This is a genomic window from Micromonospora sp. WMMD1128 (genome assembly GCF_027497235.1).
GTDB lineage: Bacteria > Actinomycetota > Actinomycetes > Mycobacteriales > Micromonosporaceae > Micromonospora.
This window is the reverse complement of sequence record NZ_CP114902.1, coordinates 6,273,614-6,290,032: the sequence shown is the minus strand read 5'-3', so window position 1 is coordinate 6,290,032 and position 16,419 is coordinate 6,273,614. Positions and strand designations below refer to the sequence as shown.

Annotated in this window: 19 protein-coding genes; 15 read left to right on the top strand and 4 right to left on the bottom strand. The window is 72.5% G+C overall.

Annotated features, from left to right (window positions below; all coding sequences use genetic code 11):
- The first annotated feature begins 41 nt into the window (after nt 1–41).
- From grpE to O7602_RS28525, 4 genes are all read left to right on the top strand, one after another.
- On the top strand, nt 42–797 hold the full coding sequence (grpE, locus tag O7602_RS28540) for a nucleotide exchange factor GrpE (RefSeq protein WP_281585685.1): 756 nt from the start codon (nt 42–44) through the stop codon (nt 795–797).
- 79 nt (nt 798–876) lie between these two features.
- On the top strand, nt 877–2,064 hold the full coding sequence (gene dnaJ / locus O7602_RS28535) for a molecular chaperone DnaJ (protein WP_281585684.1): 1,188 nt from the start codon (nt 877–879) through the stop codon (nt 2,062–2,064).
- Nucleotides 2,065–2,088: 24 nt separating this feature from the next.
- Nucleotides 2,089–2,529 carry a MerR family transcriptional regulator gene (locus O7602_RS28530; RefSeq protein WP_281585683.1) on the top strand — a complete coding sequence of 147 codons (441 nt, stop codon included), beginning with the start codon at nt 2,089–2,091 and terminating at the stop codon, nt 2,527–2,529.
- A gap of 206 nt (nt 2,530–2,735) precedes the next feature.
- Nucleotides 2,736–2,942: a hypothetical protein gene (locus tag O7602_RS28525; protein WP_281585682.1), complete on the top strand. Its 207-nt coding sequence runs from the start codon at nt 2,736–2,738 to the stop codon at nt 2,940–2,942.
- Nucleotides 2,943–3,128: 186 nt separating this feature from the next.
- Here the strand turns inward: O7602_RS28525 and O7602_RS28520 are convergent, their stop codons facing one another.
- The 4 genes from O7602_RS28520 to O7602_RS28505 form a co-directional block, all read right to left on the bottom strand.
- Nucleotides 3,129–3,557, bottom strand: a complete 429-nt coding sequence (locus tag O7602_RS28520; protein ID WP_281585681.1) for a hypothetical protein — start codon at nt 3,555–3,557, stop codon at nt 3,129–3,131.
- Between the two features lie 180 nt (nt 3,558–3,737).
- Entirely contained in the window at nt 3,738–4,949 is a 1,212-nt protein-coding gene (locus O7602_RS28515; protein ID WP_281585680.1) for a cation:proton antiporter, read from the bottom strand.
- 5 nt (nt 4,950–4,954) lie between these two features.
- Nucleotides 4,955–5,455, bottom strand: a complete 501-nt coding sequence (locus O7602_RS28510; protein WP_091062123.1) for a cation:proton antiporter regulatory subunit — start codon at nt 5,453–5,455, stop codon at nt 4,955–4,957.
- 57 nt (nt 5,456–5,512) lie between these two features.
- Nucleotides 5,513–6,073 (bottom strand): hypothetical protein, encoded by a 561-nt coding sequence (locus O7602_RS28505; protein WP_281585679.1) that lies wholly within the window; start codon nt 6,071–6,073, stop codon nt 5,513–5,515.
- Nucleotides 6,074–6,216: 143 nt separating this feature from the next.
- Between O7602_RS28505 and clpB the strand changes: the two genes are divergently transcribed.
- The 11 genes from clpB to O7602_RS28450 all read left to right on the top strand — a co-directional run bounded on the left by clpB (nt 6,217) and on the right by O7602_RS28450 (nt 16,320).
- On the top strand, nt 6,217–8,808 hold the full coding sequence (gene clpB / locus O7602_RS28500; protein WP_281585678.1) for an ATP-dependent chaperone ClpB: 2,592 nt from the start codon (nt 6,217–6,219) through the stop codon (nt 8,806–8,808).
- Between the two features lie 188 nt (nt 8,809–8,996).
- A complete protein-coding gene (locus tag O7602_RS28495) occupies nt 8,997–9,371 on the top strand; it encodes a hypothetical protein (protein WP_281585677.1) in 375 nt (124 codons plus the stop codon).
- Between the two features lie 82 nt (nt 9,372–9,453).
- A complete protein-coding gene (locus tag O7602_RS28490; RefSeq protein WP_281585676.1) occupies nt 9,454–10,086 on the top strand; it encodes a DUF4178 domain-containing protein in 633 nt (210 codons plus the stop codon).
- 2 nt (nt 10,087–10,088) lie between these two features.
- Nucleotides 10,089–10,583, top strand: coding sequence for a DUF2617 family protein (locus O7602_RS28485; protein ID WP_281585675.1), 495 nt, complete (start codon nt 10,089–10,091; stop codon nt 10,581–10,583).
- Nucleotides 10,580–11,005: a DUF4247 domain-containing protein gene (locus O7602_RS28480; RefSeq protein ID WP_281585674.1), complete on the top strand. Its 426-nt coding sequence runs from the start codon at nt 10,580–10,582 to the stop codon at nt 11,003–11,005. Before O7602_RS28485 ends, O7602_RS28480 begins: the two co-directional genes overlap by 4 nt.
- Before the next feature lie 31 nt (nt 11,006–11,036).
- Nucleotides 11,037–11,459, top strand: a complete 423-nt coding sequence (locus tag O7602_RS28475) for a DUF350 domain-containing protein (protein WP_281585673.1) — start codon at nt 11,037–11,039, stop codon at nt 11,457–11,459.
- Nucleotides 11,459–12,235: a hypothetical protein gene (locus tag O7602_RS28470; RefSeq protein WP_281585672.1), complete on the top strand. Its 777-nt coding sequence runs from the start codon at nt 11,459–11,461 to the stop codon at nt 12,233–12,235. The genes O7602_RS28475 and O7602_RS28470 overlap by 1 nt, the downstream gene beginning before the upstream one ends.
- Entirely contained in the window at nt 12,232–13,800 is a 1,569-nt protein-coding gene (locus O7602_RS28465) for a polyamine aminopropyltransferase (RefSeq protein ID WP_281585671.1), read from the top strand. Before O7602_RS28470 ends, O7602_RS28465 begins: the two co-directional genes overlap by 4 nt.
- A gap of 121 nt (nt 13,801–13,921) precedes the next feature.
- The gene (locus O7602_RS28460; protein WP_281585670.1) at nt 13,922–14,734 is read left to right on the top strand and encodes a hypothetical protein; all 813 of its coding nucleotides are present in this window, start codon (nt 13,922–13,924) and stop codon (nt 14,732–14,734) included.
- Between the two features lie 72 nt (nt 14,735–14,806).
- Nucleotides 14,807–15,523, top strand: a complete 717-nt coding sequence (locus O7602_RS28455) for a hypothetical protein (protein ID WP_281585669.1) — start codon at nt 14,807–14,809, stop codon at nt 15,521–15,523.
- Nucleotides 15,520–16,320 carry an SDR family oxidoreductase gene (locus tag O7602_RS28450; RefSeq protein WP_281585668.1) on the top strand — a complete coding sequence of 267 codons (801 nt, stop codon included), beginning with the start codon at nt 15,520–15,522 and terminating at the stop codon, nt 16,318–16,320. Before O7602_RS28455 ends, O7602_RS28450 begins: the two co-directional genes overlap by 4 nt.
- Nucleotides 16,321–16,419: the final 99 nt, after the last annotated feature.

Genomic DNA, 16,419 nt, shown 5'->3' with positions numbered 1-16,419 from the left:
CCCCCGACACGACTCGCACCGCACAGGGATGAGGTAACCGCATGACGGACAAGCCACGAGCGGCCGACCCGGGCTCCACCGGGTCGGCGCCGGGTGGCTCCGCGGGCGCCGGCAAGCACGCCAGCGACGAGCCGCGGGTCGTCATCCGCGACAAGCGCAAGCTCGGCAAGGTGACCGAGGAGCCGGCCGACGCCGCCTCGGCGGCCGACGCCGCCGCCGACGCGCCCGCCGAGGGCCTGGTCGAAGATGCCGAGGTCGTGGTCGACGAGATCGGCGGCGAGGACGAGGTCCCCGGGCCACCCGTGGTCGACTCGCCGGCCGAGCCGAGCGAGGAGACCGGCGGCGGCAAGGCGGAGCCGCTCGGCGCCGAACTGGAGTCGCTCCGCTCCGACCTGGAGGAACGCACCCGCGACCTCCAGCGGGTCTCGGCGGAGTACGCCAACTACCGCAAGCGCGTCGACCGGGACCGCAACCTGGTCCAGGAGCAGGCGACCGGCGGGGTGCTCACCGCGCTGCTGCCGATCCTCGACGACCTGGACCGGGCCCGCGAGCACGGCGACCTGGTGGGCCCGTTCGGCAGCGTGGCCGAGCAGCTCACCGCCGCGCTGGGCAAGTTCGGCCTGACCGCGTTCGGCGAGCAGGGCGACCCGTTCGACCCGACCCGGCACGAGGCGGTGGCGCACCAGACGTCCACCGACGTGACCGAGCCGACCTGCGTGCAGGTCATGCGCCGGGGCTACCAGCTCGGCGAGCGGCTGCTGCGGCCGGCCATGGTCGCGGTCGCGGAACCGGAGTAGTGCCGACCCGTGACGTCCCGCCCGCCCCCACCGGGCGGGCGGGACGACCGGGATTCGACCCGTGGAAGGGGGTGGACCGGTGAGTTCCAAGGACTGGATCGAGAAGGACTACTACGCCGCGTTGGGCGTGGACAAGTCCGCCTCCTCGGACGAGATCAAGAAGTCGTACCGAAAATCGGCCCGGGAGTCGCATCCGGACCACAACCCCGGTGATGTCAAGGCCGAGGAACGGTTCAAGACCGTCTCCGAGGCGTACGCCGTGCTCGGCGACGAGAAGAAGCGACGCGAGTACGACGAGATGCGGTCGCTGTTCGGTTCGGGCGCCTTCCGGCGCGGCGCCCGGGGCGCCGGCCAACCGGGCGGCGCGCCGTTCGACGTCTCCGACCTGTTCGGAGGTGGCGGCCCCGGCGCCGGCGACAGCCGGTTCGGCGGAGGCGGCTTCACCGACCTGTTCAGCACGATCTTCTCCGGCGGCGGTGCCGGCGGCGGGACCCGGGCCCGCGGCCCATCCCGCGGCCGGGACGTCGAGACCGAGGTGGCGCTCGACTTCGGCGACGCGGTCCGCGGCGTCACGCTGCCGCTGACGCTGCGCGCTCCCGGCGTCTGCGACACCTGCCACGGCAACGGTGCGAAGCCGGGCACCCAGCCGGTGGCGTGCCCGGTCTGCCACGGCGCCGGGGTGACCACCCGCAACCAGGGGTCGTTCAGCTTCTCCGAGCCGTGCCGCAACTGTCAGGGCGTCGGCACGGTCGTCGAGGAGAAGTGCCCGGAGTGCCATGGCACCGGCGGCGTCACCAAGACCCGCACGCTCAACGTCCGCTTCCCCGCCGGGGTGGCCGACGGGCAGCGGATCCGGCTGGCCGGCCGGGGCGAGCCCGGCGAGCGGGGCGGTGCCGCTGGCGATCTGTTCGTGCAGGTGAAGGTCCGCCCGGACGACCTGTTCGGGCGCACCGGGGACGATCTCACCCTGAGCGTCCCGATCACGTACGCCGAGGCCGTGCTCGGCACGGACCTGCGGGTCCCGACGCTTGACGGCGCGGTGACCCTGCGGGTGCCGCCGGGTACTCCGGCCGGGCGGGTGCTGCGCGCCCGCGGCAAGGGCGTCGTACGCAAGGACGGCCGCGCCGGTGACCTGCTGGTCACGCTCGACGTGGTGATCCCGGCGAAGGTCTCGGACGAGGCGCGGGCGGCGCTGGAGACCTTCGCGGAGCAGACCCCGCCCGCCGCGCGGGAACATCTCGAAGCGCGGGTACGTCGATTCAGTTGACGTCGGCAGCGGAGGTGAGCGGGCATGTCGGAGGAGTACGTCGGTTCGGGTGACCCGGCCTATGAGGCCAAGATCTTGATGATCTCGGTGGCCGCGCGAATGGCAGGCATGCACCCTCAGACACTGCGCCAGTACGACCGGCTGGGCCTGGTGCAGGCGGGCCGGGCCACCGGTGGTGGTCGCCGGTACAGCGTCCGGGACGTGGTGCTGCTCCGCGAGGTGCAGCGGCTCAGCCAGGACGACGGGATCAACCTGGCCGGGGTCAAGCGGATCATCGGGCTGGAGCGGCTGCTGGAGGAGGCGCACCAGCGGGTGGCCCGGCTGGAGGCGGAGCTGGACGCCGCGTACCGGCGGATCGCCGAGCTGGAGTCGCTCGGTGGCTTCGCCCGCGGTGACCTGGTGCCCACCAACCGCACCTCCACCGCGCTCGTCGTGTGGCGTCCTCGCCGCACTCCCGACCGCTGACGAGCGCCGTTCGCCGCCCGCGCTCGTTGCTCGGCAGAAGGCCGGCACGCCCCGCTGTTCCCGGGGCGGTGCCGGCCTTCTGCCGTTTCCACCCGTCCCGGCCAGCGCGGAGGTTGCGGAAAGTGGGGTGAAGCCGGCTGAGTTCCACTACGCTTCTACTCAGGGACAAAAGCCATGAAACGGAATCCGGGCTGGCGGGGGGAGCCATGACGGAACCGGCGAAGAAGGTGGCCGAGCGCGCGGAGGAACGCCTGGAGAAGGTGGCCGAGAACGTCCGGGAGCGGTTCGACCGGGTCACCGAGGGCCGCTTCAGCGACAAGGTCAAGGAAGGGCGTTTCGCCGACCAGACCGACCACGGCGTGGACCGGGCCAGGGACGACGAACGGCGCAGGAAGCAGGACGGATCGACCTGACTGATCCGTCGGCGTGCGGGCCGGGACCCACGGGGGGTCCCGGCCCGCACGCCGCACACAGACGGCCCGGAACGCTGGGTGCCCGCGCCCTGCCCTCGATGCCGTGATCATGAGGTTGGCGGCGGTGTTGATCTCCGCTGATGCCGCTAACTTCATGATCATCCGCTTGCCTTCCCTGCGGGTGGGTCAGAGGCGGCGGTTCTCGCGGACCAGGCCGCCCTCGCACCAGTCCCGGTAGACGAAGAGATCCGGGCGGGCGAGCAGCACCCGGCTGTTGTGCGCCCAGTTGCGCATCAGGTCGTCACCGGACCGCTCGGACTGCTCGACCAGCTTCCGGAAGCGACGCTTCGGGTGGGCGCGGAAGTTCGTCCGGATGCCGTCGGCGGCGTAGATGTAGAGGCAGTGGAGCGCGAACCGGCGGGCCGGACAGTTCTGATCCATGGCCAGCTCGAACAGCGTCTGCACCAGGTGGTCACCGGCGACCAGCAGGTCCCAGTCCGGCGGCATCGAGGTCAGCGGCACCGAGTCGGGCTGGTAGGCCCAGGCCCGCAGCTCGGCGGACGAGGGGTCGACCGGGTTGGCGAAGCCGTGAAACGTCTCTTCCCGCACGCTCACCGGCCGACCTTCCGCATTCCCCGGCGGGTGCGCCGCTGGCCACCCGCAGATCCTGGCTGCTGGGGCGACACGTTAACGCGGTTCGGTGGAGCAGTGGTAGACCTTCCCGGGATCAATTTGACAACCTTCGGCCGGACCGCCGGGCCGGACCGGCTGAGTCGCCGATCCGGCCGGCCGGGGTCAGTCGCTCGCCCGTACCGCGGTGGCGGCCCGGGTGGCGGCGGCGCGCTGGCGTAGCCACTGCTTGAACCACGGCGTGTCCGGCAACCGGGCGAGCAGCGGACCCGTCACCACCGTGATCAGCACGTACGCGGTGGCGAGCGCGGCCAGCTTCGGCTCCACCGGGTAGACGGCGGAGACGGCCAGCCCGGCGATGACGATGGAGAACTCGCCGCGCGGGGTGAGCGCCAGCCCGGCCCGCCAGCGACCGGGTTCGGCGATCCCGGCCCGGCGGGCGGCCAGGTAGCCGGTGGCCACCTTCGTCGCCATGGTCACCACGGCCAGCAGCAGCGCGGGCAGCAGCACCGGCGGCATGTCCAGCGGGTTGGTGACCAGCCCGAAGAACACGAAGAAGACCGCGGCGAAGAGGTCCCGCAGCGGCGAGAGCAGCTCGGTGGCGTGGTGCGCGACCGGCCCGGACAGCGCGATGCCGACCAGGAACGCGCCGACCGCGGCGGAGACCTGGAGTTTCGCCGCGAGGCCGGCGACCAGCAGGGTCAGGCCGAGCACCCCGAGCAGGAGCGCCTCCGGATCCTTCGCGGAGAGCGCGGTGGAGATCAGGTGCCCGTACCGGATCGCCACGGCCAGCACGACGACCACGGTGAGCACCGCGACGGCGAGCGCGATGCCGCCCTTCATCAGGCCGACCCCGGCGAGCAGCGCGGTGACCAGCGGCAGGTAGAGGGCCATCGCCAGGTCCTCGATCACCAGGACGGAGAGGATCACCGGGGTCTCCCGGTTACCGACCCGGCCCAGGTCGCCGAGCACCTTGGCGATCACGCCGGAGGAGGACACCCAGGTCACGCCGGCGAGCACCACGGCGGCCACCCAGCCCCAGCCGAGCAGCAGCGCGAAGGCGAAACCGGGCAGCGCGTTGAACACCGCGTCGATCAGGCCGGCGGGCGCTGCCGAGCGGAGGTTGCCCACCAGCTCGTTGGCGCTGTATTCCAGGCCGAGCATGACCAGCAGCAGGATCACGCCGATCTCGGCGCCGACGGCGAAGAACTCCTCGCTGGCGTTGAGCGGCAGCAGGCCACCGTGCCCGAAGGCGAGGCCGGCGAGCAGGTAGAGCGGGATGGGCGAGACACCGACGCGGCGGCTCAGCCGGCCGAGCAGGCCCAGCAGGAGCAGCAGTGCCCCGACCTCGATGAGCAGGACGGTGGTTTCGTGCATACGCGTCAGCCGTCCGGATCGGTCTCGGCGAGGATCGCGGTGACGCCGTCGAGACCCTGACGGGTGCCGACCACGACGACCACATCGCCGGATTCGAACCGGAAGGTGGGGTCGGGCGAGACGTTCACCTCGCCCTGACGCAGCACCGCCACGATGGAGGCGCTGGTCCGGGTGCGGGCCTTGGTGTCGCCGAGCCGCCGGCCGACGTACTTCGAGCCGGCCGGGATCACGATCTGCTCGGTCAGCAGCCCGGCGGCCTGCTCGCGCAGCCCGGAGAGCTGACCCAGCATCAGCGACGCGCCGAGGATGTCGGCGAGCGCCTCCGCCTCGTCGTCGGTAAGCGGTATGTCGTGCTGACAGGAGTCGGGATCGTCCGGGTCGTAGAGGACCAGGTCGCGGCGGCCATTGCGGTGGGAGACCACGCCGAGCCGGCGGCCGGACTCCGTCATGAGGTCATGACGTACGCCGATTCCCGGTAAGGCGGTCTGTTCGACACGTACTCGCACCTCGGTGAGGCTACCCGGGGCGGTTCCGGACCGGCGGGTTCGCGTAGGAGTATGGCCTTACGTGACCTCGGTGAGGCGGTGGGTGAGCGTCGGTCCGCCGGCCCGGTCCACGGTCACGGTGAGCAGACAGCCCCGCTCGACATCGAGGACCAGCCGCAACGACCGTCCGTCGGGAACGGCGAATCCGTTGTACGGCGAGGGCTCGTTGCCCATCGGCGTGGCCGTGATCCGGATCAGCCCGGCGTCGTCCGGCCCGGCCACCGCCGACACCACGATCCGGGCGAGGAGGTCCACCGGGCGCAGCATCTCCACGAACCAGGCGTCCACGACCCCCGGCCAGGAGTAGAAGTACCAGGGATCGTCACCGATCTGCTCGGTCGGCACCTGGGATCGCACCGGTTTCCCGTTGGCCGTCGGCTGCACCAACTCCCGCCCGTCGCAGGAGCGTCGCACGTCGTCGTCGCCCTGCCTGACGGCGTACGACCAGTGCAGCAGGTCGTCAGCATGCAAGCGGTGTTCGGACAACACGGTCAGGTCGACCGTCTCGACCCTGGCCACCGCCGACCGCACCGAGTCACGGGTCACCAGCGACAGCCATCTGCCCAGATCCACCTGCACGTCTCTCCTCACCGGTCGGCTCTGATCACCCATGATGCCGACACCACGGGGGTGTGACTCGGGTCACGCCGGTAGAGTTGAGCGGAATAGACTCAACTCTGGTTGTGTCGTTTCCAGTGGACACGCCGATCCCGGGGGAGCCCATGAACACGGAACGCCTCACCACCAAGAGCCGCGAGACCATCACCGGTGCCGTCGCGCAGGCCAACCAGCGCGGCCACGCCACCGTGGAGCCCTGGCACCTGCTGCTCGCGCTGCTGGACACCGACGGCTCGACCGCCGCGGGCCTGCTGCGCGCCGTCGGGGCCGACCCCGCCGAGCTGCGCCGGGTCGCGCTGCGTTCGGTCGACGCGCTGCCCGCCGCGCGCGGGTCCAGTCTCGCCGAGCCGACGCTGGCCCGCGAGTTCGTCAACGCCATCGGCGCCGCCGAGCAGATCGCCCGGCCACTTGGTGACGAATACACCTCCACCGAGCATCTGCTGGCCGGGCTGGCCCGGGTCGGCGGCGCGGTCTCGGTCGCGCTGAAGGACGCCGGCGCCACCGAGGAGAACCTGGTCGCCGCGTTCCCGACCGTCCGGGGCGGGGACCGGCGGGTCACCACGGCCGACCCGGAGCAGACCTACCAGGCGCTGGCCAAGTACGGCGTCGACCTGACCGACAGCGCCCGCGAGGGCAAGATCGACCCGGTGATCGGCCGGGACTCGGAGATCCGCCGGGTGATCCAGGTGCTGTCCCGGCGCACCAAGAACAACCCGGTGCTGATCGGTGAGCCGGGCGTCGGCAAGACCGCCATCGTCGAGGGCCTGGCGCAGCGGATCGTGGCCGGTGACGTGCCCGAGTCGCTGCGGGACAAGAAGCTGGTCTCGCTCGACCTCGGCGCGATGGTGGCCGGCGCGCAATATCGCGGCCAGTTCGAGGAGCGGCTCAAGTCCGTGCTGGAGGAGATCAAGAACTCCGACGGGCAGGTCATCACGTTCCTGGACGAGCTGCACACCGTGGTCGGCGCCGGCAAGGGCGAGGGCTCGATGGACGCCGGCAACATGCTCAAGCCGATGCTGGCCCGGGGCGAGCTGCGGATGGTCGGCGCGACCACGCTCGACGAATACCGCGAGCACATCGAGAAGGACCCGGCGCTGGAGCGTCGCTTCCAGCCGGTGCTTGTCGGCGAGCCGACCACCGAGGACACCATCGGCATCCTGCGCGGGCTCAAGGAGCGCTACGAGGTGCACCACGGCGTACGGATCACCGACGCCGCGCTGGTGGCCGCCGCCACGCTCTCCGACCGCTACATCACCGACCGCTTCCTGCCGGACAAGGCGATCGACCTGGTCGACGAGTCCGCGTCCCGGCTGCGCATGGAGATCGACTCCCGCCCGGTCGAGGTGGACGAGATCGAGCGGGCGGTGCGCCGGCTGGAGATCGAGGAGATGGCGCTGGCCAAGGAGCCCGACGCCGCCTCCGCCGAGCGCCTGGAGCGGCTGCGCAAGGAGTTGGCCGACAAGCGCGAGCAGCTCACCGCGCTCTCCGAGCGCTGGCAGACCGAGAAGAGTCACATCACCAAGCTCTCCACCGCCAAGGAGGAGCTGGAGCGGCTGGGCGGCGAGGCCGAGCGGGCCGAGCGGGACGGCGAGCTGGAACGCGCCGCCGAGTTGCGGTACGGCCGGATCCCCGCGCTCCAGGGCGAGTTGAGGCAGGCCGAGGAGGAGCTGGCCCGGCTCCAGGCCGAGGGCGCGATGCTCAAGGAGGAGGTCGGCGCGGACGACATCGCCGCCGTGGTCGCCTCCTGGACCGGCATCCCGGCCGGGCGGTTGCTGGAGGGTGAGACCGCGAAGCTGCTGCGGATGGAGGAGTCGCTCGGCTCCCGGGTGGTCGGCCAGGCCGAGGCGGTCGGTGCGGTCTCCGACGCGGTCCGCCGCGCCCGGGCCGGCGTCGCCGACCCGGATCGCCCGACCGGCAGTTTCCTCTTCCTGGGTCCGACCGGCGTCGGCAAGACCGAACTGGCCAAGGCGTTGGCCGAGTTCCTCTTCGACGACGAGCGGGCCATGGTCCGCATCGACATGAGCGAGTACGGCGAGAAGCACTCCGTCGCCCGCCTGGTCGGCGCCCCGCCCGGTTACGTCGGCTACTCCGAGGGTGGCCAGCTCACCGAGGCGGTGCGCCGCCGGCCGTACTCGGTGATCCTGCTGGACGAGGTGGAGAAGGCCCACCCGGACGTCTTCGACGTGCTGCTCCAGGTGCTCGACGACGGCCGGCTCACCGACGGCCAGGGCCGCACGGTGGACTTCCGCAACGCCATCCTGATCCTCACCTCGAACCTGGGCTCGTCGGTGATCAGCGACCTGACCCTCACCGAGGACGAGCGCCGGGAGGGTGTGCTCGCGACGGTCCGGACGCACTTCAAGCCGGAGTTCCTCAACCGTCTCGACGACATCGTGGTGTTCGCCGCGCTCCAGGGCGCCGACCTGCGGGCGATCGTGGACATCCAGCTCGACCGGCTGCGGCGCCGGCTGGCCGACCGCCGGCTGGGCCTGGACACCACCGAGGCCGCCCGGACCTGGCTGGCCGAGCACGGGTACGACCCGATCTACGGCGCCCGCCCGCTGCGCCGCCTGGTGCAGTCGGCCATCGGCGACCGCCTGGCCAAGGCGCTCCTGGCCGGCGAGATCCGCGACGGCGACACCGTCCGGGTGGACCTGGCGGACACCAAGGACGCCCTGACGGTCACCCGCGCCTGACCCGCGGCACCCCGACGAAGGCCCGGCCCTCCGGCCGGGCCTTCGCGCTGCCCCCGTCCCGCCCTCGGCCCCGGTGATCAAGGACTTCGCGTCAGCGAGGACGCGGCAGGTGACACAAACTCCTTGATCACCGAGGTGGGAGCGGGCAGGGCGGGTGAGAGATGGGTGGGGTGGGCACATAGTGGGGCATGAGCGGGAAGCGGGAACTGGACCAGGCCGTGCGGGAGCTTGACGACGCGGACACCCTGGCCTTCGGTGGGGTCGGGTTCGCGGGGCAGATCCTGCCCGCCACCGAGGCGTACCGGCGGTTGGAGCAGGAGCTGCGCGAGCACCCGGAGACGGCCCGGAAGCGGGTGGAGCGGTTGCTCCGGAAGGGCTCGCCGGCCGGCCGGGCGTACGCGGCGACGCTGCTCGAAGCGGTCGATCCGACCGCCGGGCGGGACGCCTGGGAGCGGCTGCGCGGCGACGACGGCGAGTTCACCACGTTCAGCGGTTGCGTGATGGGTCGGACGACGCTGCGTGAGTACGCCGCCGCACGGCTGTCCGGCGCTGACGGTAGCTGATCCCACACTCAGCGAACGGCAGTTCAGGTGAGGTGCGCGGGGTTGTTACCGTCTCCGCCAATGCACGTTGGGGGAGGCGCTCATGAACGGTTCGGTGGCGTACGTGGTGGCCACGCTGGGGTGCCTGCTCGGGGTGGCCGGTGTGGTGATCGCCGTGGTCGCGCTGCGCAGGTCCCGCTCGACGCCGCGCCCGAAGGCGGCACCCGGTGACCCGTTCCGGGACCGGGACACGGACGTGCTGCGCGGCGACCCGCGCGCGCTCAAGCCCGGCGACATCGTCGAGATCCGCCAGGTGCCGTACACCGTGCGTGGCTCGGTGCACCTGGTCGAGGGCGGCTGGAGCTGGGCGGAGCACCTGCTCGACGACGCCGGTGGGGTGAAGCGCTGGCTCTCCGTCGAGGCGGATCCGGACCTGGAGCTGGTGCTCTGGGCCAGCGAGCCGGGGGCCACCGTCACGCCCGGCGCCCCGACGCTGGAGATCGCCGGTCGCCGCTACAACTGGGACGAGTCCGGCCAGGCCCGTTACACCGCGACCGAGGGCACCGGTCTCGACCCGCACGGCACCATGCGTTACCACGACTACCAGGCGCCCGGCGGGGCCCGACTGTCGTTCGAGGCGTACGGCGAGGCCGGCTGGGAGGTCAACCTCGGCGAGGAACTGCGCCGCGCCGAGGTGATGATCTACCCCCAGGGCGGCGCGGACCAGGTGAACTGAGCGTGCTCATCGCCCTCGCGGCCCCGTACGTCGACAGCCGCGCCGCCGACCTCAGCCTGTCCCTCGGCGGCCCGGAGCTGCCGGCGCTCGCCGTCCGCGACCTCGACCTGCCCGGCGGTCGACCACTGCGGTTGCGCCTGCTCGGCGCCTCCCACCAGGTCGTCGCCGGCGCGCTCACCGAGACGGTCGCCTGCCTGCCCGGCCGCCGGCCGCACCTGCCGGACGCGCTGCACGACGCGACCACCGGCTACCGGTTCACCGCCACGGTGCTCCGGCCGACCGGCGACGGACTGCGCGCCCGGGTTGCGGCGCTCCGCGCCGAGCTGGCCGACGACCCGCACGCGCTCGTCGGTGTGTTTCCCGGCGACGAGGACGCGGTCACCGCGCTCGCCGTCCGGCCCGACCCACCCGACGGCGCGGTCGCCTGGCGCACCTGGCACGCCTACCCGCAGACAAACGAGCTGGTCCTGACCGAGACGGTGGTGGAAGAGCTGTGACGTACCGACGGTGGTTCGTGGTGGGCGTGGCGGTCGCCGTCGTCGGCGTGCTCGTCGCCGCCTTCTCGATCTTCTACGGCAACTTCTCGCCCCGCGGCTATGTGAAGGACCACTACTCCCGGGCGTCCGGGCGGGACATCGGCTCGCAGGCGGTCGCCTACACCTCGAACAAGTCGCCCAGCCAGGTGTCGAAGCAGATCACCGACGCCTGGCAGCCGGCCGACCAGTACGTCGACGGCAGCGGCGTCTACCTGCGCTACGACGACGACTCGGTGGTGATCCTCCCGCTCGCCGTCGGCTCGGTGATCCTGCTGGAGCGGATGACCACGGCGTACCCCCGCTATCACGGCATTGTCGGCAACAGCTGGGGCTGGGGCCGAGGCAGCACCGTCCGGGGCGGCGGCCCCGGCGCCGGCAAGTAGCCCGTCCGACCCCCTCACCCTGGAGTCTCCTGTGCAGCATCTCGTCACCGATCTGCTGGTCACCCTCGCCTACGGCGTGGTCGGCGTGGTCCTGATGGCCGTCGGCTACCTGCTTGTCGACCTGGCCACCCCCGGCAAGCTCCACGAGCTGATCTGGGCCGAGCGCAACCGCAACGCGACGCTGCTGCTCGCCTCCAACCTGCTCGGCGTCGGCACCGTCGTGGTCGCCGCGATCGTGTCCAGCGCCGACGACTTCGTGCTCGGCCTGGTCGGCTCCGCCGCGTACGGATTCCTCGGCCTGGTGATCATGGCGGCGGCCTTCGTGCTGCTCGACGTGGCCACCCCCGGCAAGCTCGGTGAGCTGCTGGTCGACCCGGAACCGCACCCGGCGGTCTGGATCTCCGCCACCGTGCACGTCGCCACCGGCGCGATCATCGCCGCCGCGATCAGCTGATGACCGCCAAGGGCGCCGCCGCGAAGGCGAAGAACAAGCGGGGCACGACGGTGCTGGTCTGGGTCATCGTCTCGCTTGCCATCGGCGTGCCCTGCGTCATCGGGATCATCAACGGCGGCGAGAGCACCGACGTTCCCACACCGACGACCGAGCAGCGGACCGCCACCGTGCCGCTCCTGGCGGCGGCGACCGCCGGCCAGGGCATCTGCTACGGCTGGGTGCTGCACGACTACAGCACCGAGATCAGTGTCGGCTCCAACCTGGGTGAGCAGGTGCCGGTGCGGGACGACCCACGGTGCCCCCGCTGGATCGAGGTCTCCGCCGTCGTGCGCTACACCTCCTCCAGCAGCGAGTCGCGGGACTCGGCGAGCATCGGCGTCGACGGCTCCACCGACATCGAGCCGGCCGACCTCTATCCGATCGCCTCGGGGCTGAGCCGCTTCGGGCTGAACGAGGACGCCTTCGTCGACGAGCCCGGCTGGGCGATCACCCGCGCGGCGACCGTGCTGCCGCTGCTCGCCGCCGAGGCCGGGCTGGCCGATCCCGTCCCCACCGGCACCGCGACGCCGACCGGCACCGCGGCCCCGCTGCCGGACGCCGGCAACGACCTGCTGCGGGACCGTTGGGGCTGGCTGGTCGCCGCCGCCGTCCTCCTGCTGGTCGCCGCGCTGTTCATCGCGGTGGGCGTGCGACAGAGAAACCGGCAGCTCCGGGGCGGCGGACCCGCGAAGCGCGCCGGGGCGGGCGCCGCCGGGCGTACCCGGGAGAAAGCGTGACCACCGACGCGCCCGCGCGGCCACGGTGGCGGGCGGCCCGCGCGGCGGTCCTGCTCGCGGTCTTCGTCTGCGCGGCCTGCGGCCTGGTGTACGAGCTGGCGCTGGTCGCGCTCGGCAGCTACCTGATCGGCGACGCGGTCGGCCAGGCGTCGATCGTGCTCGGCGTGATGGTCTTCGCGATGGGCGTCGGCGCGCTCGTGGCGAAGCCGTTGCAGTCCCGCGCGGCGCCCGCGTTCGCCGCGATCGAGCTGACCCTGGCACTGCTCGGCGGCCTCTCCGTGCTCGGCCTCTACGCCGCGTTCGCCTGGCTCGACCTCTACGGCCCGGCGCTCGTCGGCACCGCGTTCGTGCTCGGCCTGCTGATCGGCGCGGAGATCCCGCTGCTCATGGTGATGCTGCAACGCATCCGGGAGCAGTCCGCGGGCAGCGCGGTGGCCGACCTGTTCGCCGCCGACTACGTCGGCGCGCTGCTCGGCGGGCTGGCCTTCCCGTTCCTGCTGATGCCGGTCTTCGGCCAGCTCAAGGGCGCGCTCGTGGTCGGCGCGGTGAACGCGGTCGCCGGCGTGGCGCTCGTCCTCACCGTGTTCCGCGACGACCTCGGCCGCCGGGCGCGGGTCGGTCTGGGCGCCGGCTCCGTCGTGGTCGGTCTGCTTCTTGGGTACGCGTGGGTCACCGCACACGACTTCGAGGTGACCGCCCGCCAGCAGCTCTACCGGGACCCGGTGGTGCACGCCGAACGCAGCCGCTACCAGGAGATCGTGCTGACCCGGTCGGTGCGGGAGGTCGGCCACACCGACACCGACCTGCGGCTGTTCCTCAACGGTGACCTCCAGTTCAGTTCCGTCGACGAATACCGCTACCACGAGGCGCTCGTGCACCCGGCCATGCGCGGGCCGCACGGCGACGTGCTGGTGCTCGGCGCCGGCGACGGGCTGGCCGCGCGGGAGATCCTCAAATATCCGGACGTGCGCTCGGTGACGCTCGTCGACCTCGACCCGGCCGTGGTGGCGCTGGCCCGCAGCGAACCGCAACTGCGCGACCTCAACCACCGGTCCCTCGCCGACCCCCGGCTGCGGGTGCTCAACCTGGACGCGTTCGGCTGGCTGCGGACCGCCACGCAACGCTTCGACGTGGTGATCGCCGACCTGCCCGACCCGGACGAGACGGCCACCGCGAAGCTCTACACGGTCGAGTTCTACACGCTGATCCGCCCGGTGCTCGCCCCCGGCGGGCGGCTTGTCGTGCAGTCCGGCTCGCCCTACTTCGCGCCCCGGTCGTACTGGTCCATCGAACGGTCGGTGCGGGAGGCGGGCTTCGCCACCGTGCCCTACCACGTCGACGTGCCGAGCTTCGGTGACTGGGGATTCGTGCTCGCCGCACCGGGCGGCACCGCCCCCGAACTGGGGCTGCCGGCCGACGCGCCGCCGCTGCGCTTCCTCACCCCGGAGGTGCTCGCCGCCGCCGCCACGTTCCCCGCCGACCGCGGCCGGATCGACGTGCCCGCCTCCACGCTGCTGCGACCCAGGGTGCTGGAGTACGCCCGCGAGGAGTGGCGGGGCTACTAGGTTTCGGAACGTGCGCCGGCCGCCGGCGGCTGCGCCGCGCCGCCGACCACTGAGCCCTTCCTACCGTGCCCACCTGGCCAGAGATCGCTACGGTGGTCATCTGATCCAGGGAGGGAGAATCATGGTCGATGCTCCGGGCACCACGCCCCGCGCGCGTCCCAGTGTGGTGACGCTTTCCAGTTGGCTGCTCATTCTCGTCGCCGTCATCCAGGTGCTGAACCTGATCGTGACGCTCGCCGTCATCGGCAAGATCCGCGACGTGATGGCGGACGCCTACGCCGGCACCTCGGCCGAGTCGGCAGGCGACATCGCGTACGCCTTCACCATCGGCTCGTCCGTGCTGACGCTGCTGCTCGCGATCGGGCTGGTCGTCCTCGCGATGCTCAACAACCGGGGGAAGAACGCCTCCCGGATCACCACCTGGGTGGTGGGCGGCATCCTGCTCTGCTGCACCGGCGGCGGACTGCTCAGCGGCGCCTCCGGCGGCATGATGGGCAGCGGCGGCAACACCAGCGGCGACCTGCCGAGCACGCAGGAGGTCCAGCGCCGGGTGGAGGACGCGCTGCCGTCCTGGCACACGCCGGTCAGCACGCTGCTCGGCCTGATCGCGCTGCTCGCCCTGCTGGGCGCGCTGATCCTGCTGGCGCTGCCGAAGGCGAACGAGTTCTTCCGCAAGCCGAAGGCCGGCTGGGAGCCGCCGGTCCCGGGCGGCGCGTACCCGGCGTACCCGCCGGCCCCGGGCCAGTCGGGCGACCCGGGGTATCCGTCGACGCCGGGGCAGTCGGGCGATCCGGCGTACCCGTCGACCCCCGGCCAGCCGGCTGGTGGTCCGCCGGCTGGTGGTCCGCCGCCCGCGCCGGGTGGGCAGCCGCCGGCCGGGCCGACCGGTCAGCCGGGCGAGCGCCGCGACCCGGAGCCGCCCGCCGGAAGTTGACGACCGGATAACAGCGACGCCGACGGTCCCTCCGAGTAGGTTGCAAGCCGACGCCTACCGGAGGGACTCGTCGTGTCGTACCCCGATCGGGCCGCGCCCCGCCGGCCGGCCACGGTCGTCGCGGCGGTGGCGGTGCTGCTGCTGATGGCGGTCGGCGCCGTGGCCTACGCGGTGACGAACCTGGTGGTCGCCGGCGGCACGGTGGACCGGTTCCGGGCCGCCGCGCAGGGCACCGGCGCGGGCGGCGGCGACATCGACCGGGTGGCCGGTCTGCTGCGCGGCTCGACCGTGCTTGCCGCCGTACTCGGCGTGCTGGCCGCGCTGCTGCTGGTCGGGCTCGCCCTCGGCCTGCTCGCCGGTCGCCCGGGCGCGCGGATGGCCACCTGGGTGGTCGCCGGGCTGGGGTTGCTCTGCGGCTGCTGCGGGCTCGCGGCCCTCGTGGGGCAGCGGGCCGCACCGCTCCGGCTCGGTGCCGACGACCGGGCCACCGCCGACCTGCTGGGCCTGGTCGGTGACGCGTACCCGGCCTGGTGGATCCCGGTGAACGCGGCGCTGTCGGTGGCGCAGGTCCTCGGCTACCTGGTGGTCGCCGCGCTGCTCACGCTGCCGTCCGCCGGCGGCTTCCTGCACCGCCGTACGACCGTGCCGGGTCCGTCGTCCGGCCCGGTGACCGGCTTCGGCGGTTCGGTGTCCGGCGCTCCCGTCTCCGGGCCGACGCCGTGGGGACCGCCGGCGGGCCTGGCCCCGCCGCCGGCCGGGCCCCCGCCACGACCTGAGGGCATGCCATGACCGGCCCCACCCGACGCCGTGCCCTGGTGACCGGCGCCAGCCTGGGCATCGGTGCGGCGTTCGCCCACCGGCTCGCCGCCGACGGCTGGGATGTGGTCCTGGTGGCCCGGGACACGGCCCGGCTCGACGCGATGGCGGCCGAGCTGACCGGCCGGCACGGCGGGGAGGTGACGCCGGTCCCGGCCGATCTGTCCACCGACGACGGCTGCGCGACCGTGGAACGCCTGCTGACCGCCGGCCCGCCGGTGGACCTGCTGGTGAACAATGCCGGGGTCAGCCTGAACACCCCGTTCGTCAGGTCGGCGACCTCGGACGAGGCCCGATTGATCCGGCTCAACGTGCTGGCGGTGCTCCGGTTGACGCACGCGGCCCTCGCCCCGATGATCGAACGGGGCGAAGGGGCAGTGATAAATGTCTCTTCGGTTGCGGGTTTTGGCGTTCCCATGCCGGGATCCACCTATTCGGCCAGCAAGGCGTGGGTGACGAATTTCAGTGAGTCGATCGGCCAATCGGTGGCTCCGCTCGGTGTGCGCGTGATGGCGTTGTGCCCCGGCTACACGCGCACCGGCAACCATGAGCGCGCCGGCATCGACATGTCGCGACTGCCCGCGTGGGCCTGGCTGCGGGCCGACGAGGTGGTCGACGAAGGGCTGCGTGACCTGCGAAAAGGCAAGCTCGTGAGCGTTCCGGACTGGAAATACAAGCTGGCCGTGGCCGGGCTGCGGCACGCGCCGAAGCGGCTGCTGCGCGGCTTCACCCGGGACACCCGGGGCAAGGTCGACCGGGCCCGCGGCTGACCCGGCGGCCGTGTCGCCGACCGGCCCGGACTCACCGGCAGACCGGGATGGACGGTCGCGCAGCGTAGCCGAGCATTGCCACACATCGGTCGCCCCCAG

Coding starts and splice junctions, on each gene's coding strand:
- O7602_RS28450 (WP_281585668.1), top strand. CDS start 15,520: ATGACCGGCCCCACCCGACGCCGTGCCCTGGTGACCGGCGCCAGCCTG.
- grpE (WP_281585685.1), top strand. CDS start 42: ATGACGGACAAGCCACGAGCGGCCGACCCGGGCTCCACCGGGTCGGCG.
- O7602_RS28530 (WP_281585683.1), top strand. CDS start 2,089: ATGTCGGAGGAGTACGTCGGTTCGGGTGACCCGGCCTATGAGGCCAAG.
- O7602_RS28460 (WP_281585670.1), top strand. CDS start 13,922: ATGGTCGATGCTCCGGGCACCACGCCCCGCGCGCGTCCCAGTGTGGTG.
- O7602_RS28495 (WP_281585677.1), top strand. CDS start 8,997: ATGAGCGGGAAGCGGGAACTGGACCAGGCCGTGCGGGAGCTTGACGAC.
- O7602_RS28525 (WP_281585682.1), top strand. CDS start 2,736: ATGACGGAACCGGCGAAGAAGGTGGCCGAGCGCGCGGAGGAACGCCTG.
- clpB (WP_281585678.1), top strand. CDS start 6,217: ATGAACACGGAACGCCTCACCACCAAGAGCCGCGAGACCATCACCGGT.
- O7602_RS28490 (WP_281585676.1), top strand. CDS start 9,454: ATGAACGGTTCGGTGGCGTACGTGGTGGCCACGCTGGGGTGCCTGCTC.
- O7602_RS28515 (WP_281585680.1), bottom strand. CDS start 4,949: ATGCACGAAACCACCGTCCTGCTCATCGAGGTCGGGGCACTGCTGCTC.
- O7602_RS28470 (WP_281585672.1), top strand. CDS start 11,459: ATGACCGCCAAGGGCGCCGCCGCGAAGGCGAAGAACAAGCGGGGCACG.